Raw genomic sequence first — 26,510 nt, forward strand, 5'->3', positions numbered from 1 at the left:
AGACTCAGAAGCCGTAAGTGGCGGTGGCGTAGTAGTAAGCGCCGTTGGTGCCGATCGGCGAGAGCACGTCGTACGGCAGGTTGCCGCCGTAGTTGATCGCCGAGCCGGAGCGTTCCGGGTAGTTGTCGGTCAGGTTGTTGCCACCCAGGGCGATGCTGAATTTCGGGGTGAATTTGTAGGTCACCTCGGCGTCCAGCTGCCACACCGCGCCGTAGGTTTGCTCAGGCTGCGAGTCGCCGAAATCGAACACCCGAGTGGTCTCGCCCTGACGGGTCAGACGCCCGAGCAGGCCCCAGTGTTCGCTGGTCCAGTTGGCGGAAAACACGAAGCGATCCTTGGGTGCGGCGTCGGTCAGGGTGTTGCGTTCCTCGACGCCGACCAGCGCGTCATTGCCGATCCCTAAGGCGGTCAGCTGCGACGGCGTGCCCTTGGTGCTGGTGACCTTGGTGTGGTTGTAGGTGTACGCGGTGGTCAGGCCCAGTTGCCCGTCGTAGAACGGCTGATGGTAGTTGAGCACCAGTTCGGCGCCGTCGGTGCTGGTGTCGGCGGCGTTGGTGAAGAAGTTGACGTCGTGCACGCCCGCCACGCCGAAGTTGTCGTTGATGTAGCTTTCCAGCGCATCGCTGCCGATTCGTTGGGACAGGGTGATGCGGTCTTTGACGTCGATGCGGAACACGTCCAGCGACGCATCGAAGCGCTCGTTCAACTGGAACGTCAGGCCGAGGCTGAAGTTCTTCGAGGTTTCCGGATCGAGTTTTTCCGCGCCCAGGGCACGGGCAATCGGGTCGTTGACCGACAGCACGCGGATATCGGTGAGCGTGCCGCCGTCACCGAAGTTGCTGGTGGTGTTCTGGAAGCCACTCTGGGCCAGCGACGGCGCGCGGAAGTTGTTCGACACCGCACCGCGCAACGCCCACTGATCGGTCAGCTTGTAGCGACCGCTGAGCTTGCCGGTGAGTTTGCTGCCGGCATCATCGTAATGTTCCCAGCGCGTGGCGGCGTCGACGAAGAAGCGGTCGGTGAGATCACCGGACAATTCGGCGTAGGTGCCGAACACGTTGCGATCCAGATCCGACTCTTCACTCGGGCGCAGACCGTTGGCGCCATCGGCCCCGGAACCGATGTAGGAGGCCTCGTCCCCGGCAAATGTCAGGTAGTTTTCATAGCGATATTCACCGCCCACCGCCAGCACGAACGAGCGGCCACCGAGGCGCAATTCGCGGCTGAAATCCAGGTTGGTGGTGGTCTGGCGCAACTCATAATCGCCGGTGTCGAAGCGGGTCGGCGAGTCTGCGCCGAGGCTGACGTTGAGGGTGCGACGGGTCGCCGATTCAAAACGGTTGCGACCATGGGTGACGCTGCTGTCGAAATCCCAGTCGTCGCCAATCAGGCCTTTGTAGCCGGCGGTGGCGGAGATGTCGGTGTTGTCGCCCAGCGATTGCGGCAGGTAGCCGTTGGGGTAGAACTGCGGCTGCTCGGACGGGTAGCGATAGAACTCGGCGCCGGTGGTGTGGCGTTCGTTGTAGGTGCCGAAGCTGTAGGCTTTGCCGCCGGCCAACGGCAATTCGCCGTTGAACCAGGCGTTGACGTCCCGCGCCACGCCGTCGCCCATTACGTAGTTACGCTGGCCCGGGGTGTCGGCGAAACCGTCGTAGCCGGCGCGGTTGGTCGGGTTGCGATCCTTGTACTCGGTACCGCCGCGAATGAAACCGCCCTCCTCGCCCAGCCGCGTGCCGATCTTGGCGGTGGTCACGCTGTTCTGGCCGTCGGTGGTGGTTTTGCCGATGGCGTCCTGATGGGTGTGGTAGGCGCCGTAGCTGGTGGACACTTCTCCGCCCTCGGGCGCATCGTCGAGGATGATATTGATCACCCCGGCAATCGCATCGGAGCCGTACTGCGCGCCCGCGCCGTCACGCAGCACTTCGATGCGCTTGATCGCGCTGATCGGGATCGAGTTGAAATCCACCGGCGCCGTGCCGCGACCGATTTTCGACGAGTCATTGACCACTGCCGACGTGTGGCGACGCTTGCCGTTGACCAGCACCAGCACCTGATCCGGGCTCATGCCACGCAGCTGCGCAGCGCGCACGTGGTCGGCGCCACCGGAGTTGGACTGGCGCGGAAAACTGAACGACGGCAACAGCGTCTGCAACGCCTGGCCCAGCTCGCCGCCACTGGCGCCGGCGGTCTTCAGGTCCTCGGCGGTCAGCACATCCACCGGCACCGGCGAGTCCAGCACCGTGCGAGCGGTGCCCCGGGTGCCGGTGACCAGCACGGTACCCAGCCGTGTGTCATCGTCGACGCGCGCGGAAGTCTCTTCAGCTTGCGCAGGAAGTTGCCAGATTGCACTGACAACAGCGATGGCGAGTAATGAACGCGAACGGTGAATCATGCGACAGCTCCTTGAATCGCAGTTAATAACCGGCCGCTGCCGAATCATGAAGTGTCGGCAATCAGTGCACGGCAATTTCTGCTGTAGTTTTGATATTCAGAAAGGCAGCGAAGTGCGTTGAGCAACTATCGACTGTTAGAGCGCAAGAACCCCAAAGTTAGTAGAAACCCCTGTTTACCGATGCTAGACGAGCGGTCGCCTGCCGCAAAAGAACCAATAACGCTTAGGTTATGCCTGACGAACGGAGTGTTGCCTGAGCAACACTTGTGTTTGCGCAACAACATGAATACCCAACTAACCAAAAACTAATCACGCACCAAAACGCACTCCACGTTGTTGTAGAGAGCGTTATTAATCTGTGTTTTTTCGGCGCGAAGTTAGATGCTGTCAGTCGAAGTCCTTTTCCCGCCAGGCATCTTCGGCAATGTCCAGCGCTTCGCCGCTGAAGCGCTGTTCAATGAACGGATCGGCGTGCAAATGAAAGCCGTTGCGCTCCCAGAAGCCCAGTTGTTCCTGATCGGTGAACTCGAGCCCGCGCAGCCATTTCGCGCTCTTCCAGAAGTACCGCCCCGCCACCACCAGACGCAGCGGCCAGCCATGTTGCGCGGTCAGCGGCTGACCGTCGTAATGGGTGGCCAGCAGGCTGTCCGGGTGCAGCAGGTCGTCGAGGCGCAGGTTGGTCTGGTAATCGTGATCGGCGTGGGCCATGACGAAGGACGACGTCGGCCGGACGTCCAGGGCCTGCAACAGGTCTTGCAGGTGCACCCCGCTCCAGCGGGTGTCGAACTTCGACCAGCGTGTCACGCAATGAATGTCGCATTGCAACGAGCGTTGCGGCAGCGCTTGCAGATCGGCGTAGGTCAGCTCGACCGGGTTGGCCAAGATGCCGAACAGGCGCAGCGACCACGTCGACAGGTCATAGGCCGGCACCTCGCCTTCGTGCAGGATCGGGAAACGCTCCGTCAGCACCTGCCCCGGTGGCAGCCGTTCGCCCAGCGCCACATCGGCTTTCGGCGAACGGCTCTTGCGCAGGCGCGCAGCCTTGTTGTGCATGTCGATTCCTCAGTTCGCCACGGGAATCCACGGTGCCCGCGCGACATTGGCGGTGTCACCGAAGGCCGGCAGTTTCTGCCCCAGGTCCCGTACGTTTTTCACGTCCAGATCCAGCAATTGCTGACGGGTGATCAGGGTCGGCGGCACCAGCACCTTGTGCCCCGGGTTTTCCCCGGCAATCAGCATCGCCAGACTGCGCACGCTGATCGCCCCGGCCACTTGCGGATTGACCGCAGCGGTGGCGGCCCAGGCGCTGTCCGCCTCTTTCATGATCTGGATGTCGGCGGTGGAAATGTCGGCGCTGTAGATCTTCACCTTGCGGCTCAGACCGGCCTCGTCCACCGCGATTTTCGCCCCCTTGGCGAATTCGTCGAACGGCGCGAAGATCACACTGATCCCCGGGTTGGCCCGCAGCACGGCGCTGGCCTGATCGGCCACCGAGTTGGCAATCGGCGGATTGAGCGTGCCGAAGCGCGCCTTCTCGACAATCCCCGGATTGCTCGCCTTGACCTGGCTCCAGATCTCGTCGCGGCGCTCCATCGGCGTGAAGCCGCTGATGTAGACGTAACCGGCGTCGAAGCGGGTGCCGTTGTCCTTCACCGCTTGATCTAGGGCCAGACGCGCCAGTGCGTGGTGGTCCTGTTCGACCTGGGTCACTTGCGGCGTGTTCAGATCAACGTCGAACGCGACGACCTTGATGCCTTTGGCGAGCGCCCGGTCAATCGGGCCTTTGAGGGTTTCCGCCAGTCCCAGTTGCACGATGATGCCGTCGACACCGAGGTCGGCGGCCTGATCGATCATTTCGCCCTGGCTCGCCGCCTGTTGCCGCGCGTCGAACACCCGAAGGTTGGCGCCCAGCGCTTCGGTCTGTTTCTCGACACCGCGCAGATAGGCTTCAGGGAAATCCCCGGAAAACAGATAGCCCACCAGCGCGATCTGTACCTGACCTTTATCGAACGGCGCCGGTGCGCCGGGCAAGGCCTTGGCCTGGGCGTTGAGGGCCAGCGCCGAGAGCAATGCCCCGGCAAGGCAATGACGTGCGAACTGCTTGATTGAACCGTGCATGGATCTTTCCTTGAAGCATCAATGAACCGGCTCAGCGCGCCCGATGCGCGAGGCCGAAGGTGAACATCAGGGCCAGCACCAGCACCAGTCCCTTGACGAAATCCTGCGCGTAATACGGCGCGTTGAGCATGGTCAGGCCGTTGAGCAACGAAGCCACCAGCAACGCGCCGACCAGCGTGCCGAACGCGTTGGGCTTCTTCGCCCCGAGCACGGCAAAACCGATCAGCGCAGCGCCCAGCGCATCGAGCACCAGACCGTTACCGGAGCTGACATCACCGCGCCCCAACCGCGCCGCCAACAACAATCCGCCCAGCGATGCCAACAGCGCCGACAGCACGTAAGCCAGCAACTTGAAGCGCTGCACCGGCGCACCGGCCAATCGCGCCGCCTGCTCGTTGCCGCCAATCGCATAGAACAACCGGCCGATGCGCGTGCGTTCGAGAAACAGCCACACCGCCATCGCGACCACCGCCGTGATCAACACCGGAACCGGCACGATGTCCCACAACCGTCCGCGGCCCAGCGCCAGAAACAGTGCACTGAACGAACCCTCGGCTTCGTCGCCATTGGGCAAAGTCATGCCCACCGCAATCGAGCGCCCGCCCGTGGGAATCAGTTGCACGCCGATCACCAGGAACATGCTGCCGAGCGTGGCGAGAATGTCCGGCACGCGCATCTTCACGATCAGCCAGCCGTTGAGCAGCCCGACCAGCGCGCCGCCCGCGAGACTGATCAGCACCGCCGGCACCGCGCCCCAGCCGAGCACCACCATCACGTAACTGGCGATCATCAGGCTCATGGCCGCCACCGCGCCGATGGACAGATCCAGCCCGCCGACGGCCATGGTCAGCGTCACGCCCAACGCCAGCAGCGCGACAATCGACACCGACTGCAGAATGCTGAACAGATTGCCAACGCGCAGGAACGCCGGTTCCGCCACACTGAAAAACACCACGATCAACGCCAGCACCCACAGCAGGCCGTAGCGGATCAGCGCTTGCACGAAGCGCTCGGTCGGCGCCGGGGCGGATGACAACAGGGAACTCGAATCAGGCACTCGCTCTACTCCTTGGCGCGGCGTGAACAATAGAATTTTGCGGATCGCTGCCGGCCAGCGCCGCGACCAAGATGGCGCGATCCAGCCCGGTACGCGGGTACTCGGCCACTACCGCGTGATCGCGCACCAGCAGAATCCGGTCGGCGATCTCCAGCGCCTCATCGACATCCGAGCAGATCACCAGCGTGGCGCGGCCAGCGGCGCTATCGCGCAACAACTGGCCGATCTCGCGTCGGGCACGCACATCAACGCCCTGAAACGGCTCGTCGAGGATCAGCACCCGGCCCTCGCCGAGCAGCCAGCGACCGAGCACGACTTTTTGCTGATTACCGCCGGACAACGCACTCATCGGCACATCGATGCCGGCGGTCTTGATTCCCAACGCCGAGACTTGCGCCTCGACCGCTGCTGCTTCGGCACGGTTGCGGATGAAACCACCACGGGTGAAGCGTTCGAGGAACGGCAAGGTCAGGGTGCGGCGCAATGAAAAGTCCGGCACCAACGATTGGCTGGCGCGATCCTCGGCGGCGAAGAACACACCGCTCTGGATCGCCTGCCGGGGCGAGCCCGGTTGCCAGTCGATGCCGTCCAGTTGCAGTGAGCCGGACAACGGTTTGCGCAGCCCGAACAGCACTTCGGCGATCTCGCTTTTGCCGGCGCCGAGCAATCCGGTCAGCACCACCACTTCGTTTTCGTGCAGGGTCAGATCGAAAGCCTGGGTGCGCGGCAGGATTTTCACGTCGCGCAGTTTCAGCACTTCGCGCCCCGCCGCTCGCGGTGTGTAGATGTGAGCTTCCAGCGCCTGACCAAGCATCGCTTCCAGCGCTTCGGGCAGTTGCTTGGCACTGAACTCACCGGCCAGTTGCCCGTCACGCAAGACCACGGCGCGGTCGGCCACACGTTGCAGATCGGACAGCCGATGGGAGATATACAGAATCGCCACACCGCGACTGCGCAAGGTGTCGATCAGACCGAACAGGCGCTGCGCTTCGGCATCCGACAGCGCTGCCGTGGGCTCGTCGAGAATCAGCAGTCGCGGTTGCAGGGCAAAGGCGCGGGCCAGCACCACCAGTTGCCGTTCGGCCTGGCCGAGGTGTTCGATCGGTTGTTCCAGCGGCAGCACCAGACCGAGGCCGGCAGCGATGCTCGCGGCACGCTCCAGCAGGCGTTTGCGATTGAGCCAGAAGTCGGCGTCGGGGCGGCACAGTTCATCGAGCAGCAGGTTTTCCGCCACGCTCAATCCGGGCGCGATGCCTTCATTGATCTGCTGATGAACCGCGACGATGCCGAAGCGGCGCGCCGACAGCGGCGAACTGAAATGCCGGGGCTGGCCATCGATCCAGATCTCGCCGCCGTCGTGGGATTGACTCCCGGCGAGGATCTTCACCAGCGTCGATTTGCCCGCACCGTTGGCGCCGAGCAGCGCCACCACTTCGGCGGGAAAAATATCCAGGCTGACCCGGTCCAGCGCCCGGTTCGAGCCAAAGGTCTTACTCAGTTCACGTACACGAATCAGTGGTTCGGAGACCACGGCGACAGGCGCACCCATAAAATTCCTTAACGTCGATGAGCCAGCGAACGCACCAGTCGATCGCCCAGGCTTTGCACGCCCTGGACGAGGATGACCAACACCACGACGGTGGCGACCATCACTTCATTGTTGAACCGTTGATAACCGTAGCGGATCGCCAGATCGCCCAGTCCCCCGCCACCGATCACTCCGGCCATGGAAGAAAAACCGATCAGCATCACCAGCGTCAGGGTGATGCCCGCCAGCAAGGCCGGCAGCGCTTCGGGCAACAGCACTTTGAAAATCACATGGCGGATGTCACCGCCCATGGCGAGGATCGCTTCGATCCGGCCCTTTTCGACTTCGTCGAGGGCGTTCTCGACGATCCGCGCAAAAAAAGGAAAGGCGCCGATGGTGATCGGCACCACGGCGGCGGTGCTGCCCAGGGTGGTGCCGACCACCAGCCGGGTCAGCGGGATCAGGGCAATCAGCATCACCACGAACGGCAGCGAACGCCCTAGATTGATGATCGCGCCCAAGGCTTGATTGAGCCTCGGCAACGGGTACAGACCTTGACGACGGCTGATGAACAGCAACACCCCCAGCGGCAGGCCGATCAGCAAGGTGAACAGCCCGGCGAGCAGCACCATGTACAGGGTTTCGCCGGTAGCGTTGAGCACCAGTTGCAGGATTTCATTCCAGTCGATCACGCGGTTCATGAGTGGGCCGCCCGTACACCGTACTGCCGCAGAAAACTCAAACCGGGCGCGTCATGCCCCAGCGGCAAGCCGCAACTGGGCCGCAGTGAGGCGCCGAGGGCGGACTGCGGATCGGCCAGCAGTCGAGCGACCGGCCCCGCTTCCACCAGTTTTCCATTGGCCATGGACGCGGCGTGATCGCAGATCGACTTGACCACGTCCAGCTCGTGGGTGATCAGGACGATGGTCAAACCGAGCTGCCGGTTGATGTCACGCAACAGCTCCAGAATCGATGCGGTGGTTTCCGGGTCGAGGGCGCTGGTGGCTTCGTCCGACAGCAGATACGCCGGCCGCGCCGCCAAGGCCCGGGCGATCCCGACCCGCTGCTTCTGTCCGCCGGACAGTTGGGATGGAAAGGCTTCGGCCTTGTCGCCCAGCCCCACCAGCTCCAGCAGTTCCCGAACCCGTTCCTGGCGCTGTGGTTTGGCGACTTTGGCGATTTCCAGCGGCACCGCGACGTTGTCGAACACGTTGCGCGAATGCAGCAGGTTGAAGCCCTGAAAGATCATGCCGATGCGCTGACGCTGGCGACGCAGTTCGCTATCGGACAGCACCGTGAGGTCTTCGCCGTCCAGCAGAATCCGCCCGGCATCCGGGCGTTCGAGCAGATTGAGGCAACGCAGCAGCGTCGATTTACCCGCGCCGCTGCGCCCGAGAATCCCGTAGATCGCGCCATCGGGAATGCTCAGCGACACCTGATCCAGCGCCGGGGTCGACGCTGACGGATAGGTCTTGCTCAACTGCTCGACGACGATCATGGCTTGGCATCCGCCACCGGAATCACCGAACCCTTGAAGTTCTCGGCGATGTACTTGGCGACTTGCGGCGAGGTCAGGTCCTTGGCCAGTTGCTGAATGCGCGGATCGTTCTCCAGTTTCGGCGTGGTCACCAGAATGTTGGCGTACGGGTTGTGTTCGGCCTTCTCCAGACCCAGCGCATCCTTGGCCGGCACCAGCCCGGCTTCCAGCGCGTAGTTGCCGTTGATCACCGCCAGGTCCACGTCGTCCAGTGCGCGGGGCAGTTGCGGCGATTCGATTTCGAGGATCTTCAGGTGTTTCGGGTTTTCGGCGATGTCCTTCGGTGTCGCCTGATCGGCCGCCGGGTCATTGAAACCGGCTTTGAGTTTGATCAGGCCGTTGTCCTGCAACAGGTACAGCGCGCGGCTCAGGTTGGTGACGTTGTTCGGCACCGCAACCGTGCCTTTGTCCGGCACCTGGGCAAAGGTTTTGTGGCGATGGGAATAGATGCCCAGCGGTTCGATGTGCACCGTGGCGGCCACCGCGAGTTTTTCGCCGAGGGCCTTTTCCTGGGATTGCAGGTACGGCAGATGCTGGAAGTAGTTGGCGTCCACATCGCCGTGTACCAGCAGTTCGTTGGAGTTCACGCCCTGCGGGATTTCGATCACCTTGAGGTTGAGCTGCGGATCGAGTTTCTGGATGTACGCCAGGATCTGCGCGTGGGGCACCGGGTCGGCGGCAACGCGCAATGGCTCCAGCGCCTGAGCACTGAACGAAGTCACCAGCGCGCCGAGGACGGCCAGGGTCAGGCCTGCTTTTTTCAACACTGCTTTTTTCAACATGGGAAAAATCCTTTTGCGAGTGATGGATCAGGCGTTGGCGGTCTTGCGAAGCGGTGTCTGGGTATTCGACGCATCGGCGTAGAAGCGCTGAGCAACATCGGGATGGGAGCGCAGTCGGCCCTTCAGATAATTCCAGCCGACATCACGAAACAACGGATTGAGCGGATCACTGGCCGGGCCGCGAGCCTCACGCAGCAATGCCGTCGGCAAGGGATAAAGCGGCACCACTGCATCCAGTTGCGCGCCGAGGAAAAACGCGATGGACAAGCGCTCGCTGCCCACCGGTGGCGACACCACCCGATGCACCGTGGCGCGCAGATAACCGTTGGTGGCCAGCTCCAGCAACTCGCCGATATTCACCACCAGGGTGTTGTCCCGAGGCAGCGCATCGATCCAGCGCCCCTCTTCGATTTCCACTTGCAGGCCGGCCTGCCGGTCTTGCAGCAGGAAGCTGAGAAAACCCGAATCCTTGTGCGCGCCGACGCCCTGCTTGCTCGCCGTCGAGGCTTGCCCCGGATAGCGCATCAGCTTGATGTGTTCGTTGGGTTTGTCGCCGTACAACCGGTCGAAAGCGTCTTCAGGCAGCGACAGTGACTGGGCGAATGCGCGCAGCAGACGCAGCGACATTTGGGTCATCGCCTGCTGCCAGTCGAGCAGCAACGGCTTGAGTTGCGGCAACGCTTCGGGCCATTGATTCGGCCCTTGCAGCCGCGCCCACAACGGACTGTCGGCGTTCAACGGCAAGACCTCGCGCTCGGCGCCCAGATCGAACTGTTCACGTTGATCGGGCTGGCCTCGAGTGATCTCGGAAGCGGCGCGGTTATAACCGCGAAAGTGCGGCGAATTGATCATGCCGACGGCGGTTTTCTCGCTGTCAGGCAAGGTGAAGAACTGGCGGGCATAGTCCTGCACTTGCTCGAGCAGGCTGGCGTCGATGCCATGGCCGGTCAGGTAGAAAAAGCCCACATCGCGGGCGGCATGGCGCAAGTCATCGAGAAAGGCCTGGCGTTGCGACGGCGTACCGTCGAGCAGGGACAGGTCGAGGATGGGTAATGCGGTGATGTCTGAGGTGTGCGGCATGATTCACTCCCGTGTGAATCAAACCTGAAGAGTCCGTGATCGATTCAGCGTGTGCCGTCATGGCAATCGGGAGGTCTATCGGTTTGATGCTTTTGATTCGTCTATGAAACAAAACTAAACGATATTAAAAACACCGGACAAATATCTTTTTTGCATTAGCTTAGGTCCAACATTTTCCAGAAGAGAGGGAGCCATGGGCTCCCTCTCTTGCTGTCACGCGTCCTGCAACGCCCGTGGCCGTTGACTGCGCTGCTGCGCCGCCGCGTCCGGCGCCTGCTGCAACTGGAAGTCGAACTTCAATTCGGCTCGACGTCCCGCTGCATCCTCCAGAAACTCGACCTCCCCGACCAACCCTTCACGCGTCGCGTACGCAAAGTCATCCCACAGGTATTTGTCCCCCGACAGATTGATCTGCGTGGTCAGGTGTCGATTCCCCGGTGCAGAAATGAAGAAGTGAATATGAGCCGGGCGCTGGCCGTGGCGGCCGAGCAGGTCGAGGCATTCCTGGGTCGGGCCTTGCGGGTCGCAGCCATAACCGGAGGGCACGATGCTGCGGGCGCGGTAGCGGCCTTCGGCGTCGGTGATGATCCGCCGACGCAGGTTGTACTCGGACTGACTCTGATCGAAGAACGAGTAAGTGCCCTTGGTGTTGGCGTGCCACAGGTCGACCGTGGCGCCGGCCAGCGGCTGGCCTTGCGGATCGAACACCTGGCCTTCGAGCAGCATCACGGTTGCGACGCTCTCCTCGCTGCCGTCGTCCATCCGGCATTCACCTTCGTACAATGGCGCGCCGGCCACGTACAACGGGCCTTCGATGGTGCGCGGCGTGCCGCCGGTCAAGCCGATCTGCGCATCCTTGGCGTCCTGCAACAGGTCGAGGAAATGTTCGAGGCCGAGGCCGGCCACCAGCAACCCGGCTTCCGAGCGGCCGCCCAGACGGTTGAGGTAATCGACGGCTTTCCAGAATTCGTCTTCGCTGATCTCAAGGTCTTCGATGATCCGGGCGGTGTCCTGCAACACCCGCAGGACGATGGTTTTCAGACGCATGCTGCCGCCATCGTTGGCAAAACCGGCGGCTTCTTCGAAGAACTTTTGCAGTTCGGCAGTGTGGGCAATCTTCACGGTCATGGTGTTCACCTCATCTTGTTGTTGTGGGGTCGGTCCGGGCTCAGCGGTCGTCGGCGTGGATCGACGAGGGGTGGCGGCAGAGGCCGTCGATCTCGATCTCCATGTAGGGAAACAGCGGCAACAGCATCAGGGTGTCGTGCAGCGCTTCGACGCTGGGCACGTCGAACACGCTGTAATTGGCGTAGTGCCCGGCGATGCGCCAGAGGTGGCGCCACTGGCCCTCGCGTTGCAGGCGCTGGGCGAGTTCCTTTTCGTCGGCCTTGAGCTTTGTGGCAACGGCCGGGTCCATGTCGGCGGGCAATTTCACGGTCATTTTTACGTGGAACAGCATGGCGTTCTCCTTGGGGAATCAGTGCCGGCGAAAGCGCGCCAGACTCTCTTCATCCAGCGTCAGGCCCAGGCCCGGGGTGCGTGGAATGTGCAGGTGAAAGTCGCGGTACTGCGGGCGCTCGGTGACGATGTCTTCGGTCAGCAACAGCGGACCGAACAGCTCGGTGTCCCAGGTCAGTTGCTTAAGTGTGAGGAACGCATGGGCCGAGGCCAGCGTACCGACGGAACCTTCGAGCATGGTGCCGCCGTACAGGGCGATGCCGGCGGCTTCGGCGATTTGTGCGGTGCGCAACACGGCACGCGGGCCGCCGTTCTTGGCGATCTTCAGGGCGAAGACGCTGGCGGCGCCGTCGGCGGCGAGGCTGAACGCGTCCTCGACGCTTTCAATGGATTCGTCGGCCATGATCGGCGCCGGGCTGCGCTGGTTCAGGCGAATCTGCCCGGAGCGATTGACCCGCGAGATCGGCTGCTCGATCAGGTCGATACCGTTGTCGCCGAGTACCTGACAGCCGCGAATCGCCTGGGATTCGTCCCAGTACTGGTTGACGTCGACCCGCACACTGGCGCGCTCGCCCAGGGCTTTCTTGATCGCCACCACGTGTTTCAGATCCTGCTCCAGCGGGTTGGCGCCGATCTTCAATTTGAAGATCCGGTGCCGCCGCGCTTCCAGCATTTGTTCGGCTTCGGCGATGTCGCGGGCGGTGTCGCCGCTGGCCAGGGTCCAGGCCACTTCGAGGCTGTCGCGGACTCGACCGCCGAGCAGTTCGCTCACGGGCAGGCCGAGGCGTTTGCCTTGGGCGTCGAGCAATGCGCTCTCGATGCCGGACTTGGCGAAGGTGTTGCCCTTGGCGATCTTGTCGAGCTTGTGCATCGCGGCGTTGATGTTGTCCGCGTCCAGGCCGATCAGCGCCGGCGCCAGGTGCGCGTCGATGTTGGCCTTGATGCTTTCCGGGCTTTCGTAGCCGTAGGCCAGGCCGCCGATGGTGGTCGCTTCGCCGATGCCTTCGATACCGTCGCTGCAACGCAGGCGCAGGATCACCAGTGTCTGGTTCTGCATCGTGTGCATCGCCAGTTTGTGCGGGCGGATGGTCGGCAGGTCAACGATGATCGCCGACAGGTTTTCAATCAGGATCCGGTTCATTTCAGTGTCCATTCAAGCGTGATCAACCGAGGTCACCGCCACCGACCGGCAGGGTCACGCCGGTGATGTAGGAGGCGTCGTCCGAGGCGAGAAACAGGATCGCGCCGACCTGTTCATCAATGGTTCCGTAGCGTTTCATCAGGCTGCTATCGAGGGTTTGCGCGACGATTTCCTGATACCAGGCCTGCTCCTGCGCGGACTGTTCGGCGGTGTTGCGCGGAATGCGCCGGGGCGGCGCTTCGGTGCCGCCGGGCGCGGTGGCGTTGACCCGGATCCCGCGCTCGGCATTTTCAAAGGCCAGGCAGGCAGTCAGCGCATTGATTCCGCCCTTGGCCGCGCCGTAGGGAACGCGGTTCAGGCTGCGGGTCGCAATCGACGACACATTGACGATCGCGCCGCGCCCCTGCTTGAGCATGTACGGCAATGCGGCGTGACAGCACCACAGCGTCGGGAACAGCGAACGGCGCACTTCGGCCTCGATCTGCTCGACGTCGTAATGTTCGAAAGGCTTGGCCCAGATGGTGCCGCCGACGTTGTTGACCAGCACATCCAGACGCCCGAACGTATCGACGGCGGCGCTCATCACCCGGGCGCAATCGGCGTATTGCTCAAGGTCGGCGGTCAGCGACAGCACGCCCTCGCCTTGCAGTTCGTGAACCAGTTCGGAGCGGTCGACGGCAATGACCTGCGCGCCCTCCTCCAGCAATCGCTCGCATACCCGGCGACCGATGCCCTGCGCCGCGCCGGTGACCAGCGCGACCTTGTTGGCGAATCTGTTGTTCATGACAACCTCGCAATTCAAAAAGAAGACTCAGGCCGCCGCGAATTTCTCGTAGTAGAAGTTCGCCGGCGTGATGCCCTGCTCGCGGATGTACTGGCTGACTGCCTCGACCATCGGCGGCGGACCGCACAGGTACACGTCGACATCGCCTTCGTTGAGGTGGCGCGGCTCGATGTGCTGGGTGACGTAGCCCTTGAGCGGGTGCTGACTCTGCGGATTGGCCACGCAGGCACCAAAGCTGAAATTCGGGATGCGCGCGGCGAAGGCTGCGAGGCGGTCGAGTTCGACCAGATCGAAATCGTTGGTCACGCCGTAGATCAGGTGAACCGGGTGCTCGCTGCCCTGCTCGGCGATTTTCTCCAGCATCGCCGTGAACGGCGCCAGCCCGGTGCCGCCAGCCAACAACAGCAGCGGCCGCTTGATCTCGCGCAGGTAAAAACTGCCCAGCGGTCCGGCCAGATTCAGGCTGTCGCCAGCCTTGGCCAACCCGGTGAGGAAGCTGCTCATCAGGCCGCCGGGGACGTTGCGGATCAGGAAACTGACCTCACCGTTCTTCTGCAGCGAGCTGAAGGAATAGGCGCGGGATTGCTCGCTGCCCGGCACTTGCAGATTGACGTATTGCCCCGGCAGGAACGCCAGTTTGCTCAGGGATTCACCCTTGAGCGACAGCGCGATGGTGCTTTCGGAAAGCTGCCGGACATCGCTGATCGACGCCTGATAACTCGCCTGTTCGGTCTTGCACACCTGCGAGCCCACCGGCACCCGCACCACGCAGTCGCTTTCGGCGCGCATCTGGCAGGTCAGGACGTAACCCTGGGCCAGTTCGTCTTCACTCAGGGCGTCTTCAATGAAGTTGTCGCCCATGTCGTAACGCCCGGCCTCGGCGAAACATTTGCAGGTGCCGCAAGCGCCGTCGCGACAGTCCAGCGGGATGTTGATGCCTTGGCGATACGCCGCGTCGGCAACGGTTTCGTGGCCCGAGGCCTCGATGAAACGGGTGACCCCGTCTTCGAAATTCAGTGCGATCTGGAAACTCATGGTGCACCTCGCTCACAGCGTCGAGCCCGGCTCGCCGCCGTCTCGATCAGATGTGGTAGATGTCGATGACCTGACGGACATAATCGTTCTTCAGCACGACTTTCTTGGCCTTGATCAACGGCTGTTCGCCGCGCAGGTCGAGGGTGTAGAAGCTGGTGCCGAAATAACTGTCGGTGACCTGATAGCGAAAGCTCAGGGTGTGCCAGTTGAAGCGCACCCGGCATTGCCCTTCGCCCTGCTCGACGATCTCGATGTTGCTGAGGTTGTGCGAGGTGCGGGTGTCGGGAATGGTCGCGCTGGAGCGCTCGGTCTTGATCCGGAACACCCGGTCTTCGAGGCCGCCACGGTTGCCGTACCAGATCAGCGAGATTTCGCTTTGCGGGTCTTCGGTCAGGGTGTCGTGGTCGTCCCAGGCCGGCATCCAGAAACTGGCGTCGGCGGCGTAGAGTTCCAGCCATTGATCCCACTGGCCGTCGTCGAGGTAGCGTGCTTCGCGGTAGAGAAAATCGCGCACGGTGTCGTAGAGGTTGCTCATCACACAGCCTCCACGGGAATCAGGTTTTTATCGGTGGAAGCGGCCTTGAGCATGGTTTCCTGCCAGTACTTGTGTTGCAGCACGAACAGGCCTTCGTCTTCGGTACGCATGCCGGACAACAAGGGTTTGAGGTCGATTTCCTCGGCCGCCGCGTCCGCGCCTTCGACCCAATGGGTCGCGCCACGGGACATGTCGTTCCAGCCGCGCCCGGCGCCGTAGCCGGTCTGGCATGAGCGGAATTCTTCGAGGTCATCCGGGGTGGCCATGCCGCTGACGTTGAAGAAGTCTTCGTATTGGCGAATGCGCTTGGCCCGGGCCTCGGCGCTTTCGCCTTTGGGGGCGATGCAATAGATGGTGATCTCGGTCTTGTCGACAGAGATCGGCCGGGCGATGCGGATCTGCGAGCTGAATTGATCCATCAGGTACACGTTGGGGTACAGGCACAGGTTGCGCGAGTTCTCGATCATCCAGTCGGCACGGGCCTGGCCGAAGTCCCGGGCCAGTTCATTGCGGCGCTCGTAGGCCGGACGATCCTCGGGATTGGCCCAGCGGGTCCAGAGCAGCAAGTGGCCGTGGTCGAACGAGTAGAAACCGCCGCCCTTCTTCGCCCAGCTGCCGGCGCTCATGGTCTTGATTTCTTCGCCGGCGTCGCGCTGCTGACGCTGGTTCTGGGTGGCGGCGTAGTTCCAGTGCACGGAGCTGACGTGATAACCGTCGGCACCGTTTTCGGCGGTGAGTTTCCAGTTGCCTTCATAGATGTAGGAGCTGGAACCGCGCAGCACTTCCAGGCCCTCGGGGGACTGATCGACGATCATGTCGATGATCTTGGCCGACTCGCCCAGATGCTCGGCGAGGGATTTCACATCGGCGTTCAGGCTGCCGAACAGAAAGCCGCGATAGGACTCGAAACGCGCGACTTTGGTCAGGTCGTGGGAGCCTTCGCAGTTGAAACCTTCGGGATAGCCGGCTTCGCTCGGGTCTTTGACCTTGAGCAGTTTGCCGCTGTTGTTGAACGTCCAGCCGTGGAACGGGCAGGTATAGCTGGAACGGTTGCCGGACTTGTGCCGGCAAAGCATGGCGCCGCGATGGCTGCACGCATTGAGAAAGGCATTGAGTTCACCGGCCTTGTTGCGGGCGATGAACACGGGCTGGCGACCCATGGTGAGGGTCAGAAAATCGTTGACGTTGGGGATCTGGCTTTCGTGGGCGAGGTAGATCCAGTTGCCTTCGAAGATGTGCGCCATCTCCAGTTCGAACAGCCGCGGATCGGTGAACATCTCCCGCTTGCAGCGGTAGGCCCCCTTCTCGGGGGCCTCTTCAAGCATGGCATTGAGGTAGTCGATTCCCAGGGACATGGCCGGGGCCTCCATTGTTATTGTTCAGGCCAGGTCAGATTAGGGAGGCAACGCGGGCGGCAATATCCGAATCCTGCAGAGCGCTATCCGTTTTGTGCAGGACGGCGCGGCAGGTGCTTCAGATTGTTTCGGGGCGGGAATTCAGTGGCGGCGTTTGAAGGTCACGGACGGCAATTCGCCGAACTGCTGGCGATAGCTTTCGGAGAAACGCCCGAGGTGCAGGAAGCCGTAGTCGAGCGCCAGTTCGGTGAGGTTGCGCACCGGACAGCTCGGGTCGTTGAGGCAGGCATGAATGCGTTCCAGCTTGCGCTGGCGGATGTATTGCATCGGGGTCACGCCGAGCTGGCGTTCGAACAGCGCGTAAAGTGAACGCGGGCTCATGTTCGCCTGGGCCGCGAGGTGTTCGGCGGGCAGATCCAGCTTCAGGTTGCGCTCTATATAGTCGAGGATCCGCTCGAAACTGACGCTCGGCGAACTCAGGCATTCACGGCTGACGTTGGTGTTCATCAGCGAGATCAGTTTGCTGCCGACGATCTGCGCGTAATGCTCCTGCACCCGCAGCAAAGGGTCGCTGGCTTCGGCTTCCTGGCAGATCATGCCCAACAGGTTGGTAAACCCTTCCAGCTCGTCGAGCCGGTAATGATTGCGCAGAAAACGGATGCCCCCGGCAGGATGCAGCCAGCGCTGTTCGTCGCAAACCGACTCCAGCACGCTGACCGGTACTTTGAGGATGAATTTCTCGCAATCGTCGGAATAGGTCAGGTCGACCGGATCGTCCGGGTTGATCAACAGCAATTCGCCCGGCACCAGGTGATGCTCGCGCTTATGCCCGCGCCACAGGCAGTTGCCTTGCAGCAGGACTTGCAGGTGATACACGGTTTCCAGCGCCAGCGACGTGACGCGAACGCTGCCGCCATAGCTGATGCGGCACAGATCGAGGTCGGCGAGCTTGCGGTGATTGAGGCTGGCTTGCGGGTGGGTGGTTTTGGACAGGCCGATGAAATGCTGGCCGACATGCTGGTTCACATAGTCGGAGACGGCATACGGGTCAGCGTGGCGAAACACGCTGCTGCGGTCGCTCAGCAGGCGGCTGTCCATGGGCAAGGCACTCGATCTTGTCGTTATGGTGATGGTCACGGTTTACGCCATCACCGGTCACAGTACGCCGGCGTGCCGGATCGGGCAATTGGACGAAGGTTTGGCTGTCCGGTGATCGAACGCTTTCAGCGAATCAGGATTGACGGCCCCAACGAAAAAACCACCTGAGAACAGGTGGTTTTGATCAAAACGGCAAACGCGGTCACTCAGCGATCGGTATGCTGCTCCAGCATCGCGTAGGCCTCGCCGGTGAAACGGTAGCTTTTGTCGGGCTGAAACACGATGACGCCCTCCTCGCACAAACGCTTGAGCACTTCCCTGACGCTGATGAATTGAATGCCGCTGACAAACGCCTGCAGATACCCATGTACCCCGCGCCCGCCAACGGCGCGCCCTTCCCGTGCGGCAACCAGCAAGGCATCGATCACCTTGATCCGGATCAGGCTGGTGCGCAGCCCGTAATAATGCAGCAGCTCACGGATATGCTCATTGGTGCTGCGCTCGAAATCGAAGGCCCGCTGGCCTTTCGGGATCGGCAATGGCGTACCAGAGGAAGTCGATGCCGGGCTGGTTAACATTCGAATACTCCTTTTCCTTGAAGGCTCTGTGCTCAACCGCTGTGCGTAGCTATATAGAAGAAGGCGCACTCGACTGTCCTGCCATCAAGTGCGCCCCCCGATCAGAAGTCGACGGTCGCCGACAACTGCAACGTACGTGGATAGCCCGGGGAGAACGCGCCGTAGGACGCCACACCGGACCAGTACTCACGATCAAACACGTTCTGCACCGTGGCACGGAACGTCGTCGGCCGACCTTCGATCTTGGTGGCGTAGCGAGCGCCAGCGTCGACGCGGGTCCAGGAAGGCAGCTCCTGGGTGTTGGCCTGATTGACGTATTGGCTGTCGGTGTAGATCGCGCCGCCGGTCAGGGTGAAACCTTCGACCCACGGTGTATCCCACTCGGCCCAGAGGTTGGCCTGGACATCCGGCACGCCGACCGGTTTGTTGCCACGGTTGGCGGAGGTGGCCGAGTCCGTCAGTTCGCCATCAAGCACGGTCACGCCGCCCATCAGGCGCGTACCCGGCGCCACTTCACCGAACATGCTCAACTCGACGCCACGGTTGCGCTGTTCGGCTTGCACCGAGAACACATTGCCGGCGCCAATTTCGCCGCTCGGCTTCTCGATCTGGAACAGCGCCAGAGTCGTCATGAACGTGCCGTGTTCGTACTTCACGCCGATTTCGTGCTGCTTGGACTTGTAGGGTGCGAAGGTTTCGCCGGAGTTGGCAGCCGTGCCCGGAGCGATGTCACCTTTGCTCAGGCCTTCGACGTAGTTGTAGTACAGCGAAACGTCGTCCCACGGTTTGACCACCACGCCCGCCAGCGGCGTCGTCGCGTTGTCGTCGTAACGCGAGCTGACCGCACCCGAAGCGTTGTAGTTACGCGACTCGATGTCCTGACGGCGCACGCCGAGGGTCAACTGAATCCGGTCATCGAGGAAGCCCAGGGTGTCGGTCAACGCGATGCCGGACAGCTCCGATTCGGAAATGCGCAGCACTTTCGGCGAGTTGATGTACTGCTTGGGCACGTCCACCGGGTGGTAGATGTTCGAGCGGATTTCCGTGCCGTTGTTGATGCCCCGGGACAACTCGTCCTGATAACGGGTCGCCATGACCGTGGTCGTGTGGGTGACCGGACCGGTGGCGAACAGCGCTCGCATCCCCACGTCCGCCGTCGAACGGTCGACGTTGAATTTGTAGTAGCCGGGAATGTTGCTGGTGTCGCCGGCGTCGTTGAGGATTCGCGGCACCTGGTCGGACATGCGCTTGACGTCCGAGCGACCGCCGCCGGCGTGGGCGAACACCGTCAGGTTATCGTTGAGGTCATACTCGCCGCCGAGCAAGGCCGACTGCTCCTTGGTGTCCGACCAGCCCCAGTCCTGCGGCAGGTTGGTGCGGCCGTTCGGCGCCGATGGAACCTCGACGCCCGGCGCGATGGTGAATGGGCGCGAGGCCGCATCGAAGCTCTCTTTCTGGCTGATGAAATCCAGGTTCAGGCGCAAGCGCTCGCCCTGGTAGTCGAGGGCAATGGCGCCAATGTTGAGATCCCTTTGCTGATCATCCACCGCAGTGTCGCCGCCCTGAAGGCTGCCATTGAAACGCACGCCAAACTGGTTTTCGTCACCGAAACGCCGACTGATATCCAGATGCCCGCCTACTTGCGAGTCCGAAGCGTAACTGCCGGTGAAGCGGGTCAGGTCTTCGGCCAGCGGGCGCTTGGGCACGATGTTGATCACACCGCCGACGCCGCTGTTGGGCGAAATCCCGTACATCAGCGCGCCCGGCCCTTTGAGCACTTCGACGCGCTCGGCGTATTCGGTGAACACCCGATAGTTGGGCGCAACGCCGTAGACACCGTCATAGGCCAGCTCGCCGAGGTTGCCCTCGCCTATCGCAAATCCACGGATGAAAAACGAATCGACGATCCCGCCGGTCTGCCCGGTGGAGCGCACCGATGGGTCGCGTTCCAGCGCATCGGCCACGGTGACGGTTTGCAGATCCGCGAGGGTCTTGGCGGTGTAGCTGGTCACGCTGAAAGGCGTGTCCATCACGTCCTTGTTGCCCATCATCCCGAGCCGCGCACCACGGGCGACCTGGCCCCCGGCGAGGACTTCCGGCAATGCGGTCGCGCCGTTGTAACGGGCGTTGACGTTGGTGGTGTCCAGCGTCAGCCCTTCGGTGGCGACGGCGTCCTGTTGCTCGGGTTGCTTGGGGTCTGCTGCCCAGGCAGTGGCGCTTCCTGCGGCCAGAATGGAACTCAGCATCGCGGTGCGAATGGCCAGTGTGAGTGCGCGTTCACTGCAGGGTCGGCTTGCAACAGACATGACGATTGGGTCCTTCTCGAGTGGCTGAAAATGGTAATGACTCCTATTTGCCAGTCGACAATCGAAAAAGTATCAGCGTGGCCGGATATTTTTTTTGAGCGGATCGCCCGGAGGGGAAAACGCCGGAGGATGAGTTTGCGAAACCCACCCTCCGACGCGGGTCAGTCATACAGGCATTGCAACGGGATGGAGACCACCGGCAGCGCAGGGTCGAACGCGTGCCGGGTGGTCTTGTACGGGAACAGCTCGCCGCGCTCGATGGTGGTGAAAATCTGTGCCACTTCGAACGCTTGCCCGGTCTGCCAGTGCCGCACACAAACCCGTGGGTCGGCGTAGTCGAGCTGGATGCACGGCACCCGTTTCAACCCCAGTGCCCGCGCCGCGTTGAACCGGTGATTGCCGTCCATCACGATGCCTCGGGAGCGCTCGACGATGATCGGTTCCAGCCAGTGCCCGGCCTGGATGATCGCCTCGCGCAGGCGCTGCACGTTGAGCGGATCGACCTGCTCGGATTGCCGCACATCGCACAGCGCACGCAGGGCAATCTGGTAACCATGTCCCATGATTCACCCCCGGTTTCAGCAGGCATCCGCGTTGGCGACCAGCGCGTAATGACTGGCCATGTCGCGCAGGCGCTGGGCCTGTTCGATGAGTGGCAGATCGACCATTTCGCCGTCGACTTGCACCGCGTGACTGCCCCCCGCCACCGCGTTCAGGACCCGGTCCGCCCAAGCCAGTTGGCGGGCGTTGGGCAGGAAGGCTTTCTGCACCGTGGCGATTTGCGAAGGATGGATACACAGCTTGGCGCCGAACCCCAGCGACCGGGCATAACGCGAGTCGCGCTCGACCACCGCCATGTCGCTGATGGCCGGGGTCACGCCATCGATCGGCGCCGGCAAACCGGCCACCCGCGAAGCCAGCACGATGCGATTGCGGGCGAACAGAAACGCCTCGGGAATCTGGCTGCAGTTGATGTCCAGGGAGAAATCCAGCGAGCCGAATGCCAGCCGCGCCAACCCGGGAATCGCCGCAATCGCCTCGACCTGATGCAGGCCCTTGGCGGTCTCGATGATGGCGACGATTTGCAGCTCGGGGTTCCATGCCAGCAGGCGCTCGACCACGCGCGACAGGCTCTCCGGGCATTCGGCCTTGGGCAGGAAAATCCCCGCGCAACGCTCGGGGTAGCGCATGTCGCCCAGCCACGTCATGTCCTGGCGAAACAGCGAGCTGCCGACGCTGTTCAGCCGGATGTAACGCTGGCAGGCGGTTTCGGGCGTGCTCTGCTGCCAGGCCCAGATCGACGCCCGGGCCACGGCTTTGCTGTTCGGATGAACGGCGTCTTCGAGGTCGAGAATGATCGCGTCCGGCCCGGCTTCGACCGCTTTGCAAAAGCGCTCCGGCCGGTTGCCGGGAACGAACAGGTAGCTGATGGGAAGCGTGGCATTGGTGCTGTGACGAACAGTCATCGGGACTCTCCTGAGCGTGCTTCAGTCGTGGGTTTTCAAAAAAATTCGAACACCTGTTACAGGGGAAAAACCGGGTTGATTCCAGGCGTATTGAATCAACCGTCAACACCTTGAATAACAAGGCGTTAAGGGATTTTTTAATCAATACGCGAGCGCTTACTTGAGCAGGCGAACAAACGGCTTCGCACTCCCCTGTTGCGTGTGTTCATTCAAAAATATTTGAAAACCTTACTTGATAATCGTTCCTGTTCGCAATATTGTTCGAGCCGCTGACAGGGTCGAGACTCAAATCAAGACCTGCGATTTTGTTCACGGAAAGTTCGGCGCAATGATGTCATTTACATGTCAGGTAATGGCACTTCAAAAGCGACAAGGCCATATTTTATTGGCCTTCTCCTTGCCTGCCTGAGCCTTAAGGAGTGGGGTTCTCATGAAACAGATTTGTGAAAATTTTATGAAAGAACATGCCCCTTGTTTAATTCAAGAGCGGATCTGTCATCCGCCTCCACCTCTTTAAACACTCGTACCTGACGAGCAGCAAGAACACGCAACATACATATGGCGATTATTTACGCCAGAGGTTTCCTATGCCTGAATTAATTGCGCCGCTCATTAAAGAAACAACTGAAGTTTATTACCCAAAAGTGCTGAAACCGTTACTTGATCCTGTTATCGAAAACTTTCTTCAACACTCACCGGGAAAACTTGTTGAACTTGTTAAACAATACGGATCGCCGCTGAATCTGGTGTGGCCACATGCTTTTGAAGCCAACGCCCAGGCGCTGCAATCGGTGCTGAAAAAGCACGCGGTTGACTACGCGATTTTCTACGGCGCCAAAGCCAACAAGTCCCAGTGCCTGCTGGCTGCGGCTGCGTCGTCAGGCATCGGCACTGACGTATCGAGTCTGTTTGAGCTGCAAGCCGCGCTGCGCGCTGGGACAAAAGCGGAACATTTGTGTGCAACCGGGCCAGCCAAAACGACTGCCTTTCATCAAGCGCTGGTGCAAGGCGGTTCGCTGATTTGTGTGGATTCACGGGAAGAGTTCAGCCAGCTCAAAGCACTGCTCGACACTGCGCCGGCACCGGCCAAAGCCCGAGTCCTGCTGCGTTACAGGCCGACAAGTTGCCCGGCGAGCCGTTTCGGCATGGGCGCCAATGACGTGTTTCAGTGCCTGCAATGGCTGACGGAATCTCGTGAGTCGTTGCACTTCGAAGGATTCCATTTCCACCTCGGCGGCTACGGCTACGAAACCCGGGTGCAGGCTTTCCGTGAAGTCACCGGTTTCATCGATGCAGCCAGGGAAATGGGCCTCGACCCGGTCATGATCGACATCGGTGGTGGCCTGCCGATGCGCTATGTCGACCCGCAGGAGTACGACAGTTTTTTGCAGAACGACAACAACCCTGGTCATTATCAGAATCGTCGAGTGCCCAATTCTTTTTATCCTTATGGCAGCAGTCTGACGGCTTGTCAGTGGCTGGACTTATTCCTGGAGTCAGAGCATTCCGCGGGAAAAACCATTGCCGGCTATTTGAAGACCCAGAATATAAAACTGGCACTGGAGCCCGGTCGAAGCCTGGTGGATCAAGCAGCCCTTACTGTATTTCGCGTAACCCGCACCAAACAACTTGCCGACAACAAAGTTGTGATCTTTGCCGAAGGCAGCAGTTTCAGCGCGTGCGAAACCTGGTTCTCGTCTGAATACCTTGTCGATCCACTCCTGATCACTTCGAAAAATTCAAGACAAGTTCCGATGCAAGCCTATATCGCCGGTCATAGTTGCCTGGACGACGATGTGATCACTCATCGACTGATCCACTTCGAAACAACACCACAAACCGGCGATTTATTGATCTACGCCAACACCGCCGGTTATCAGATGGACTTGCTGGAAAACGAATTTCATCGCCACCCGTTGCCACGGCGACTGACGGCAATTTGTTGTACGGAAGGCAACTACGCATTCACACCTGACTATTAAGGGAAGACGTCCAGATGATACTGAATAAAGTTTCGGATCTTATTGGCAATACACCAATGTTGGGCATCGATGTTCCGGATACCAACGCCCGGCTTTTGCTGAAGATAGAGAAGAACAATCCCGGCGGCAGTATTAAAGACCGTATGGCGCGAAACATGGTATTGGCGGCGCTCAAGTCCGGAAAGTTGAAACCCGGTGGCGTGGTCGTGGAATCGTCCTCCGGCAATACCGGTATCGGTCTGGCCATGGCAGCCGTGGAGTTCGACCTGCATTTCATTGCCGTGGTCGACCACCATGCGGCGCAGGACAAGATCGCGGTGATGAAGGCACTGGGCGCCGAGATCCGCTTCGTCGCCGGCACGTACCGGGAAGACGAAGTGGCTGTGGTCGAGCGTCAACGGCTGGCTGCCGAACTCGCCTCGCAGATCCCCGGCGCAGTGTTCATGAACCAGTCCGACAACGCGGCCAACGCCGGCGGCTACAGCGACTTCGTGCGTGAAACCATCGCCCAGGCCGGTGGCCACATCGGCGCGTACGTTGGCTGTGTCGGCACCGGCGGTTCGATGACCGGCATCGCCCGCGGCCTGAAACTGCACAACCCGGACATCGTCACCGTCGCCGTCGAACCGGCCGGCTCCATCGTCTTCGGCCATCCTGGCTATCCGTATTACCAGTCGGGAACCGGCACTCCGGCCGGCGACACCGTTGGCCTGGTACTCGACTACAGCTGCATCGACCTGGGCTTGCAGGTCACCGACTCACAGGCGTTCGAAACCGCCCGCTACGTCGCACGCAACCTGGCCCTGCTGGTCGGTGGCTCGACCGGCGGTGCGATCTTCAAGGCGCTGGAGCTGATCCACAAAGGCACGCTGACCGGCAACGTTGTGGTGCCGATTGCCGACGGTGGCGAGAAGTACCTGCACACCGTGTTCGACGACAAATGGCTGGAAGAGCGCGACTTGCTGGACCCGGGCGTCGCCCCGCAACTGGACCGCTGGCTGGGCAAGACCCGCTGGCTGGAATCCGACGCCACTCCCCTGCAATTGAGCGTCGCCTGACGCGTCTCCCACACAGGAAAGTCTCTGTATGAAACCGCTGAAAGTCGCCATCTGCGGCGCAGGCCGGACCGGGCATCTGAATGCCATCCTGTTTAAACAGCTGCCCAATGTTCAGGTTTCGATGCTCACCAACAACCAAGAGGTGGTCGACCGGCACCTCGCCAACCAGCCGATGCAGGCGCTGATGCCGGACGGCTCGACGCTGAGCGCACGGCCGGATCAGGTCAGCACCGATGCCAGCGTCGTGGTTGCCGACGCCGACATCGTGATCATCACGGTGCCGGCCCATGCCCGCCCGCAAACCCTGCAAGCCATCGCGCCGCATTTGAGTTCGAGCAAACCGGTGTACGTCGGCGCGATCCCGGGTTTCTGCGGCTTCGACTGGCTGGCGGAAGCTTCGCTGGGCGAACGCTCGAACGTGGTGATCTGGGGCATGAAGGATGTGCCGCACACCGCGTTCGATCTGAAGCCGGGCGTGTCGGTCAAGATGGGCGGCGGCAAGAGCCAGTTGTATGTCGCGTTGCACGACCGGGAATCAGCGCAATCACGGCAACACCTGGAACAAATCCTCACCACGCTGTACGGCCCCTGCGTGACGATGCTCGACCACTACCTGGAAATCACCCTGACACCGGGCAACCCGATCATGCACAGCTCGGTGATCTACGGCTTGATCGGTCCTTACGGCCAATGGCACCGCAAGATTTTCCCGCAGCGCATGTGCTGGTGGACCGAGTGCCCCGAGCTGGGGGCGTATTTCCTTGAGCGCATGGATCAGGAAAGTCAGGAGCTGTGCAGCGTGATCAGCCAGCGCATGGGTATCGACCTGTCGTCGGTGAAATCCCTCAAGCAGGAAATCGTCGAAGCCTACGGCGAGCAGATCCGCGATCAGAGCAGCATGCTGTCGATCCTGCGCACCAACCAGGCCTACAACGACATCCTCGCCCCGATGATTCCGGCCGACGACAACCGCGCCGGTTACGTGATCGAACGCGAAAGCCGCGCCTTCAACGAAGACGTTGCCTACGGCCTGGTGCTGCTGGTGGAAATGGCCCGGCGCTTCGAACTGAAAGTCCCCTACATCGAAGAAGTCCTGCAATGGAGCGTTTCCTATATGCAGGGCTTGCGCGACTCGGCGCTCGACTACTTCCCCCGCCATTGGCCGCGCACGGCGTGAGCGGATTCAACTTTTCATTAATTTCTCGACGAGCAGATAGCTG

Annotated in this window: 24 protein-coding genes; 3 read left to right on the forward strand and 21 right to left on the reverse strand. The window is 61.4% G+C overall.

The window, feature by feature from the left end:
• Positions 1-4: 4 nt before the first annotated feature.
• The 21 genes from AC1RT4_RS23905 to AC1RT4_RS24005 all read right to left on the reverse strand — a co-directional run bounded on the left by AC1RT4_RS23905 (position 5) and on the right by AC1RT4_RS24005 (position 22,250).
• Entirely contained in the window at positions 5-2,392 is a 2,388-nt protein-coding gene (locus tag AC1RT4_RS23905; protein ID WP_207985929.1) for a TonB-dependent receptor plug domain-containing protein, read from the reverse strand.
• A 387-nt stretch (positions 2,393-2,779) separates the two neighbouring features.
• Positions 2,780-3,445 carry a sulfite oxidase-like oxidoreductase gene (locus AC1RT4_RS23910; RefSeq protein WP_493088325.1) on the reverse strand — a complete coding sequence of 222 codons (666 nt, stop codon included), beginning with the start codon at positions 3,443-3,445 and terminating at the stop codon, positions 2,780-2,782.
• A 9-nt stretch (positions 3,446-3,454) separates the two neighbouring features.
• On the reverse strand, positions 3,455-4,510 hold the full coding sequence (locus tag AC1RT4_RS23915) for a substrate-binding domain-containing protein (RefSeq protein WP_493088327.1): 1,056 nt from the start codon (positions 4,508-4,510) through the stop codon (positions 3,455-3,457).
• Between the two features lie 31 nt (positions 4,511-4,541).
• The gene (locus AC1RT4_RS23920; RefSeq protein ID WP_493088329.1) at positions 4,542-5,567 is read right to left on the reverse strand and encodes an ABC transporter permease; all 1,026 of its coding nucleotides are present in this window, start codon (positions 5,565-5,567) and stop codon (positions 4,542-4,544) included.
• Positions 5,560-7,116: a sugar ABC transporter ATP-binding protein gene (locus tag AC1RT4_RS23925; RefSeq protein ID WP_493088331.1), complete on the reverse strand. Its 1,557-nt coding sequence runs from the start codon at positions 7,114-7,116 to the stop codon at positions 5,560-5,562. Before AC1RT4_RS23925 ends, AC1RT4_RS23920 begins: the two co-directional genes overlap by 8 nt.
• 8 nt (positions 7,117-7,124) lie before the next feature.
• Entirely contained in the window at positions 7,125-7,796 is a 672-nt protein-coding gene (locus tag AC1RT4_RS23930) for a methionine ABC transporter permease (RefSeq protein ID WP_007955507.1), read from the reverse strand.
• Positions 7,793-8,593, reverse strand: coding sequence for a methionine ABC transporter ATP-binding protein (locus tag AC1RT4_RS23935; protein ID WP_493088334.1), 801 nt, complete (start codon positions 8,591-8,593; stop codon positions 7,793-7,795). The genes AC1RT4_RS23930 and AC1RT4_RS23935 overlap by 4 nt, the downstream gene beginning before the upstream one ends.
• Positions 8,590-9,399, reverse strand: coding sequence for a MetQ/NlpA family ABC transporter substrate-binding protein (locus tag AC1RT4_RS23940; protein ID WP_493088491.1), 810 nt, complete (start codon positions 9,397-9,399; stop codon positions 8,590-8,592). The genes AC1RT4_RS23935 and AC1RT4_RS23940 overlap by 4 nt, the downstream gene beginning before the upstream one ends.
• Positions 9,400-9,441: 42 nt before the next feature.
• Positions 9,442-10,494 (reverse strand): isopenicillin N synthase family dioxygenase, encoded by a 1,053-nt coding sequence (locus AC1RT4_RS23945; RefSeq protein ID WP_493088336.1) that lies wholly within the window; start codon positions 10,492-10,494, stop codon positions 9,442-9,444.
• A 213-nt stretch (positions 10,495-10,707) separates the two neighbouring features.
• Positions 10,708-11,622: a catechol 1,2-dioxygenase gene (catA, locus tag AC1RT4_RS23950; protein WP_493088338.1), complete on the reverse strand. Its 915-nt coding sequence runs from the start codon at positions 11,620-11,622 to the stop codon at positions 10,708-10,710.
• Positions 11,623-11,662: 40 nt separating this feature from the next.
• Positions 11,663-11,953 (reverse strand): muconolactone Delta-isomerase, encoded by a 291-nt coding sequence (catC, locus tag AC1RT4_RS23955; RefSeq protein WP_007958078.1) that lies wholly within the window; start codon positions 11,951-11,953, stop codon positions 11,663-11,665.
• Between the two features lie 18 nt (positions 11,954-11,971).
• Positions 11,972-13,093: a muconate cycloisomerase family protein gene (locus AC1RT4_RS23960; protein WP_493088340.1), complete on the reverse strand. Its 1,122-nt coding sequence runs from the start codon at positions 13,091-13,093 to the stop codon at positions 11,972-11,974.
• Positions 13,094-13,115: 22 nt separating this feature from the next.
• Positions 13,116-13,877, reverse strand: a complete 762-nt coding sequence (locus AC1RT4_RS23965) for a 1,6-dihydroxycyclohexa-2,4-diene-1-carboxylate dehydrogenase (protein WP_493088342.1) — start codon at positions 13,875-13,877, stop codon at positions 13,116-13,118.
• A 27-nt stretch (positions 13,878-13,904) separates the two neighbouring features.
• Positions 13,905-14,912, reverse strand: coding sequence for a benzoate 1,2-dioxygenase electron transfer component BenC (benC, locus tag AC1RT4_RS23970; protein ID WP_493088344.1), 1,008 nt, complete (start codon positions 14,910-14,912; stop codon positions 13,905-13,907).
• Positions 14,913-14,958: 46 nt separating this feature from the next.
• Positions 14,959-15,447 carry a benzoate 1,2-dioxygenase small subunit gene (benB, locus tag AC1RT4_RS23975; RefSeq protein ID WP_007958097.1) on the reverse strand — a complete coding sequence of 163 codons (489 nt, stop codon included), beginning with the start codon at positions 15,445-15,447 and terminating at the stop codon, positions 14,959-14,961.
• Complete coding sequence (gene benA, locus AC1RT4_RS23980; protein WP_493088346.1) at positions 15,447-16,802, reverse strand: benzoate 1,2-dioxygenase large subunit; 1,356 nt, start codon at positions 16,800-16,802, stop codon at positions 15,447-15,449. Before benA ends, benB begins: the two co-directional genes overlap by 1 nt.
• A gap of 141 nt (positions 16,803-16,943) precedes the next feature.
• On the reverse strand, positions 16,944-17,900 hold the full coding sequence (locus tag AC1RT4_RS23985; RefSeq protein WP_115077509.1) for an AraC family transcriptional regulator: 957 nt from the start codon (positions 17,898-17,900) through the stop codon (positions 16,944-16,946).
• Positions 17,901-18,106: 206 nt separating this feature from the next.
• A complete protein-coding gene (locus tag AC1RT4_RS23990; RefSeq protein WP_493088348.1) occupies positions 18,107-18,478 on the reverse strand; it encodes a fe2+ zn2+ uptake regulation protein in 372 nt (123 codons plus the stop codon).
• Positions 18,479-18,579: 101 nt separating this feature from the next.
• Complete coding sequence (locus AC1RT4_RS23995) at positions 18,580-20,784, reverse strand: TonB-dependent receptor (protein ID WP_493088350.1); 2,205 nt, start codon at positions 20,782-20,784, stop codon at positions 18,580-18,582.
• Positions 20,785-20,945: 161 nt separating this feature from the next.
• Positions 20,946-21,347: a ParB N-terminal domain-containing protein gene (locus AC1RT4_RS24000; protein ID WP_127797825.1), complete on the reverse strand. Its 402-nt coding sequence runs from the start codon at positions 21,345-21,347 to the stop codon at positions 20,946-20,948.
• Positions 21,348-21,362: 15 nt separating this feature from the next.
• Positions 21,363-22,250 carry an HpcH/HpaI aldolase/citrate lyase family protein gene (locus AC1RT4_RS24005; protein ID WP_493088352.1) on the reverse strand — a complete coding sequence of 296 codons (888 nt, stop codon included), beginning with the start codon at positions 22,248-22,250 and terminating at the stop codon, positions 21,363-21,365.
• Between the two features lie 587 nt (positions 22,251-22,837).
• Here AC1RT4_RS24005 and AC1RT4_RS24010 point away from each other — a divergent pair.
• Genes AC1RT4_RS24010 through AC1RT4_RS24020 form a run of 3 tightly spaced genes read left to right on the forward strand, consistent with a single transcriptional unit; the run spans position 22,838 to position 26,467 of the window.
• Positions 22,838-24,232 (forward strand): Y4yA family PLP-dependent enzyme, encoded by a 1,395-nt coding sequence (locus AC1RT4_RS24010; protein WP_493088354.1) that lies wholly within the window; start codon positions 22,838-22,840, stop codon positions 24,230-24,232.
• 14 nt (positions 24,233-24,246) lie between these two features.
• Complete coding sequence (locus tag AC1RT4_RS24015; protein WP_493088355.1) at positions 24,247-25,290, forward strand: PLP-dependent cysteine synthase family protein; 1,044 nt, start codon at positions 24,247-24,249, stop codon at positions 25,288-25,290.
• 28 nt (positions 25,291-25,318) lie between these two features.
• Positions 25,319-26,467 (forward strand): NAD/NADP octopine/nopaline dehydrogenase family protein, encoded by a 1,149-nt coding sequence (locus tag AC1RT4_RS24020; RefSeq protein ID WP_493088357.1) that lies wholly within the window; start codon positions 25,319-25,321, stop codon positions 26,465-26,467.
• The last annotated feature ends 43 nt before the right edge of the window (positions 26,468-26,510 follow it).

Source organism: Pseudomonas sp. GW821-FHT11D10 (genome assembly GCF_058808435.1).

Excerpts from the sequence above, each read along its gene's own strand:
- AC1RT4_RS23905 (WP_207985929.1), bottom strand. The coding sequence starts at position 2,392 with ATGATTCACCGTTCGCGTTCATTACTCGCCATCGCTGTTGTCAGTGCA.
- AC1RT4_RS23910 (WP_493088325.1), bottom strand. The coding sequence starts at position 3,445 with ATGCACAACAAGGCTGCGCGCCTGCGCAAGAGCCGTTCGCCGAAAGCC.
- AC1RT4_RS23915 (WP_493088327.1), bottom strand. The coding sequence starts at position 4,510 with ATGCACGGTTCAATCAAGCAGTTCGCACGTCATTGCCTTGCCGGGGCA.
- AC1RT4_RS23925 (WP_493088331.1), bottom strand. The coding sequence starts at position 7,116 with ATGGGTGCGCCTGTCGCCGTGGTCTCCGAACCACTGATTCGTGTACGT.
- AC1RT4_RS23930 (WP_007955507.1), bottom strand. The coding sequence starts at position 7,796 with ATGAACCGCGTGATCGACTGGAATGAAATCCTGCAACTGGTGCTCAAC.
- AC1RT4_RS23935 (WP_493088334.1), bottom strand. The coding sequence starts at position 8,593 with ATGATCGTCGTCGAGCAGTTGAGCAAGACCTATCCGTCAGCGTCGACC.
- AC1RT4_RS23945 (WP_493088336.1), bottom strand. The coding sequence starts at position 10,494 with ATGCCGCACACCTCAGACATCACCGCATTACCCATCCTCGACCTGTCC.
- catA (WP_493088338.1), bottom strand. The coding sequence starts at position 11,622 with ATGACCGTGAAGATTGCCCACACTGCCGAACTGCAAAAGTTCTTCGAA.
- catC (WP_007958078.1), bottom strand. The coding sequence starts at position 11,953 with ATGCTGTTCCACGTAAAAATGACCGTGAAATTGCCCGCCGACATGGAC.
- AC1RT4_RS23960 (WP_493088340.1), bottom strand. The coding sequence starts at position 13,093 with ATGAACCGGATCCTGATTGAAAACCTGTCGGCGATCATCGTTGACCTG.
- AC1RT4_RS23965 (WP_493088342.1), bottom strand. The coding sequence starts at position 13,877 with ATGAACAACAGATTCGCCAACAAGGTCGCGCTGGTCACCGGCGCGGCG.
- benC (WP_493088344.1), bottom strand. The coding sequence starts at position 14,912 with ATGAGTTTCCAGATCGCACTGAATTTCGAAGACGGGGTCACCCGTTTC.
- benB (WP_007958097.1), bottom strand. The coding sequence starts at position 15,447 with ATGAGCAACCTCTACGACACCGTGCGCGATTTTCTCTACCGCGAAGCA.
- benA (WP_493088346.1), bottom strand. The coding sequence starts at position 16,802 with ATGTCCCTGGGAATCGACTACCTCAATGCCATGCTTGAAGAGGCCCCC.
- AC1RT4_RS23985 (WP_115077509.1), bottom strand. The coding sequence starts at position 17,900 with ATGGACAGCCGCCTGCTGAGCGACCGCAGCAGCGTGTTTCGCCACGCT.
- AC1RT4_RS23990 (WP_493088348.1), bottom strand. The coding sequence starts at position 18,478 with ATGTTAACCAGCCCGGCATCGACTTCCTCTGGTACGCCATTGCCGATC.
- AC1RT4_RS23995 (WP_493088350.1), bottom strand. The coding sequence starts at position 20,784 with ATGTCTGTTGCAAGCCGACCCTGCAGTGAACGCGCACTCACACTGGCC.
- AC1RT4_RS24000 (WP_127797825.1), bottom strand. The coding sequence starts at position 21,347 with ATGGGACATGGTTACCAGATTGCCCTGCGTGCGCTGTGCGATGTGCGG.
- AC1RT4_RS24005 (WP_493088352.1), bottom strand. The coding sequence starts at position 22,250 with ATGACTGTTCGTCACAGCACCAATGCCACGCTTCCCATCAGCTACCTG.
- AC1RT4_RS24010 (WP_493088354.1), top strand. The coding sequence starts at position 22,838 with ATGCCTGAATTAATTGCGCCGCTCATTAAAGAAACAACTGAAGTTTAT.
- AC1RT4_RS24015 (WP_493088355.1), top strand. The coding sequence starts at position 24,247 with ATGATACTGAATAAAGTTTCGGATCTTATTGGCAATACACCAATGTTG.
- AC1RT4_RS24020 (WP_493088357.1), top strand. The coding sequence starts at position 25,319 with ATGAAACCGCTGAAAGTCGCCATCTGCGGCGCAGGCCGGACCGGGCAT.